At 62.0% G+C, this 3,314-nt stretch carries 4 protein-coding genes; 1 reads left to right on the forward strand and 3 read right to left on the reverse strand.

The window, feature by feature from the left end; translation table 11 throughout:
- Positions 1-179: 179 nt before the first annotated feature.
- On the reverse strand, positions 180-1,172 hold the full coding sequence (locus AWB67_RS35360) for an oxygen-independent coproporphyrinogen III oxidase (protein ID WP_125474224.1): 993 nt from the start codon (positions 1,170-1,172) through the stop codon (positions 180-182).
- Between the two features lie 418 nt (positions 1,173-1,590).
- Between AWB67_RS35360 and AWB67_RS35365 the strand changes: the two genes are divergently transcribed.
- Positions 1,591-2,076, forward strand: coding sequence for a universal stress protein (locus AWB67_RS35365; protein WP_087660547.1), 486 nt, complete (start codon positions 1,591-1,593; stop codon positions 2,074-2,076).
- A 96-nt stretch (positions 2,077-2,172) separates the two neighbouring features.
- Here the strand turns inward: AWB67_RS35365 and AWB67_RS35370 are convergent, their stop codons facing one another.
- Together AWB67_RS35370 and AWB67_RS35375 are read right to left on the reverse strand one after the other, a co-directional pair.
- A complete protein-coding gene (locus tag AWB67_RS35370; RefSeq protein WP_087660548.1) occupies positions 2,173-3,000 on the reverse strand; it encodes a universal stress protein in 828 nt (275 codons plus the stop codon).
- Positions 2,997-3,314, reverse strand: a 318-nt coding sequence (locus AWB67_RS35375; RefSeq protein ID WP_143328468.1) for a universal stress protein, incomplete at its 5' end; no start/stop codon positions are given. The genes AWB67_RS35375 and AWB67_RS35370, both read right to left, overlap by 4 nt.

A 3,314-nucleotide genomic window follows, 5' to 3' on the forward strand; every position in this document is an offset into this window, starting at 1 on the left:
GAGTGTGCCCGGGTGATTTGCCGTGACTGGCCATGTGAGCCTCGCGCGTAACGGAATCGCCGCTGCTGGAAGTGGTAAGGGCGGTTCGGGACAGGCAACTGATAATGGCATGATTTTCGCCGATTGCCGTATGCTGCACCAGTGCGAAAAGTCGAGGGCGGTACCCCGAAGCGGGGCTGCTACAGTAAGCCTGGTTGTGGCGTGTGCTCGGCGAGGAAGCGTGCACGTTGGTCGAACACACGACAGACGTCATCACAGCAGAGGCGACCCGTCGGAGTCAGCGCAAGGCACATCGAATCGAGGGTAAGGACACCAATTCGCAGGAATTCGCTCAGCGCCTTCCATTCGACGTCAAAATACTGGCGGAAGTCGATCTTGTATATGGCTTCGATCGCGGCGATGTCGACAAACAGGTTGGCAGACAAGCTTCCGATCACCGCAAGGCGCGTGAGGTCTTCGTGCGTGAGATGCAGGCCTCGCTCCACCGGCAACTTGCCTCGGCCGAGCGCCGAAAAATAATGCCGTGGCAACCGATGGTTTTGATAATAGAGTGGGCCGATGTAGCCGATGGCCTGCTGCCCGAGCGCTAGAACCGCACCGACGGGCCGTGAGGAATAGCCGTATGGCTGGCGCGTCAGACGTCCCTGTCGATGCGCGATTGCGTGGCTGTCCGCCGGGATCGCCAAAACGTTACGCGCGATGCACACATAGCCAGCATCGAGGAGACGGCTGGCGGCGGAATGCATCCGCGCTGACGGCAGAACGATGCGCGTGGGCTTGGATGCGATGAGTGCATCGAGTTGCCGTCCCAGGCTAGTTCCATTACTCTCGGCACAAACCTTTGCTTCCACCGCAACGAAGCCCATGTCGCGCGCGGCGGCAAGATAGGCTGTTGCGGCTGACCAGTCATTCTCGAAGATGACGCACAAGCTTGTCACGCCCAACTCGCGTAGCGCGGGTAACGAAGCGCCGGCCCGGATTTCCGGTTCAACGACAGCCGAGAAGCTCGATCTGGGACTGCGCTCAAAGTGGTCATCGACCGCGGTGCGAAGCCGTTCCAACGTGCCTTTTGGCCGTGCTGTCACGCCGGCGGACCATCGCATTTCGACGACTGTCGCGCGCTCGCCACGCGTCGCATGGTAGAGCGCCATCTCCTGCTCGAGATGTGCCACGCAGATGCTTGCTTGGACACAGTCGGCTCGATCACAGGCGCATTCCGCACCGTGGGGCGCGGGCATACTGATATTGAGCGCAATGGGTTGCCGCCAGTGAGGCGCGCCACCTGCGGCGAGCCACGCCCTGACGGCGCGCGCGTCGAAGGCCTCGGCGAACCACTCGGCGGCTGGATATGCCCAATGATTCGCGCAGGGCCACGCGGATGTAGTCGAGTGAGGCATTGCTTGCCCGTTAGAAAGCTGACACGAGGAATTCATCCTATACCGATACGTCTCCACGGCGGTTGACGCACGTCAACCGCGGAGTTTCATCGGTGATTGACACGGATCAATCGCACCGGACATCCGCCGGCCAAACTAAAAGCCGTTCTTCGAAGCGTCGATCGAAGGCGCGCTAACCAAAAGGGAGAAGGCGATGTACAAGCGAATTCTTGTGGCTTTGGATAACAGCCGTGCTGCGCGCCTCGCACTTGACGAGGCGCTGAAAATGGCACGAGCGGCGGACGGCACTGTCCTCGTGGTGGCCGTCGTTGAGCATGTCATTCCTATCGGCGACGTGCAAACTGGCTTCTATGACGATCAGGCGTTCGGCGCCGTCGCGCACGAAGCCGCCGAGGCCGAAGTGAAACGTGCGAAGGAGCGCTGCACAGCCGACAACGTGTTGGTCATGTCGCGCGTCATCGATTCTTACGGGCAATCGGTCCCGCATGTGATCGTCGATGCGGCTGCTGAACTTGAAGCTGAACTGATCGCGATGGGCACGCATGGGCATCGGGGGGCCGGGAGGGTGCTACTTGGCAGCGTGGCGGAGTCCGTACTGCGATTAAGCAATGTTCCCGTGCTGGCGGTGCGGGACGCCACTCCGTACGACACTGACGAAGCGCTCGCTTCTGGTTCTTAAGTGAGCAAAGCGACGAAACGGCGGCGCTCGGAAGTGAGCGCCGCTTCAGTTCACAGGCTACCCAATGAGACCGCGTCCTGGTGCGGGGCATTCGATCTAATGCGACATGAGCACCGGAATGGTCATCGATTCGAGCATCGTCCGAGTCACGCCACCGAGCACCCGTTCGAACGCCCGTGTGTGACCGTAGGCACCGAGCACGAGCAGGTCGGCGTGAACCGCGCTTGCCTTGCTCAGGAGCGTCGCGCCGGTGTTCGCGCCCGATGCTCGGCTCGTCGACGAGAAACTCGCACGAACCTGGTGACGGTCGAGATACGCAGCCACCTCAATACCGGCAGGCGCTTCGTCATCCTGGTGCCGTTGCACGCTCACCACTTCGACGAAGCGCGCGCGCTTCAGGATCGGTAGCGCATCGGCCACGGCCCGCGCCGATTCGCGCCCTCCGTCCCAGCCGATCAGCACATTGTCGCCGAAACTGTTGATTCGCCCGGAGTAAGGAAGGATGACAGCCGGCACGCCGGAACTCATGACGACGTCTTCGACAAAATTCTTCGCGACGTACGAGCCCGGGTCTTCGGGATCGTGCTGGCCCAGCACGAGCAAATCGGCGTGGCGAGCGTGGAGCGCCGCCACATCGAGCGGGGGCCCTGCAGGGGCGCGCCATTCGGCGCTTGCGCCCGCACGATGCGCAACTCCGAGAAACGCTTCGTGAGCGCGCTCGCGCCACGCTGCGTGCTGGGCCTCGTTCTCGGCGAGGTTCAGGCTTTCGTCGCGATTGAAGAGTGGCCGAAACAGATCCTGGCACACCACGTACAAGCCGACCACATGGGCGTCGAATTTGCGTGCGAGATCGAAGGCGAAGTCGACGCGGGCCTCGCTGTGACGGCTGTCGTCGATGTGAACCAGCAGTGTTTTGTAAGTCATGACGGCTCCTTCAGCGGTTCCCCTGTGGTCCCGGCTTGCTCCGCGCGTGCTTCGGCGTCGCGTCCAGGAATAAGAAGCACGGGGCAATTCGCGATCCGCATAAAATGTTCCGCGACGCTGCCGAGCACGAGCCGCCGCCAGCCGCGCCTGCCATGCGTTCCCATCACGACCAGGTCGGCGTTAAATTCGACCGCGCTTTGCAGAATGCGTTGGGCGATGTCGTCGCCGGTGAGTTCAACTTCTACGACGCGCGGCGTTCCCTTTACGTCCTCGCGTTTAATCCGTTCGACGGCCTCGGCGCTCAGGTGCGCGCC

It is taken from the genome of Caballeronia terrestris (assembly GCF_001544515.1).
GTDB lineage: Bacteria > Pseudomonadota > Gammaproteobacteria > Burkholderiales > Burkholderiaceae > Caballeronia > Caballeronia terrestris.

Coding starts and splice junctions, on each gene's coding strand:
- AWB67_RS35365 (WP_087660547.1), top strand. CDS start 1,591: ATGTACAAGCGAATTCTTGTGGCTTTGGATAACAGCCGTGCTGCGCGC.
- AWB67_RS35370 (WP_087660548.1), bottom strand. CDS start 3,000: ATGACTTACAAAACACTGCTGGTTCACATCGACGACAGCCGTCACAGC.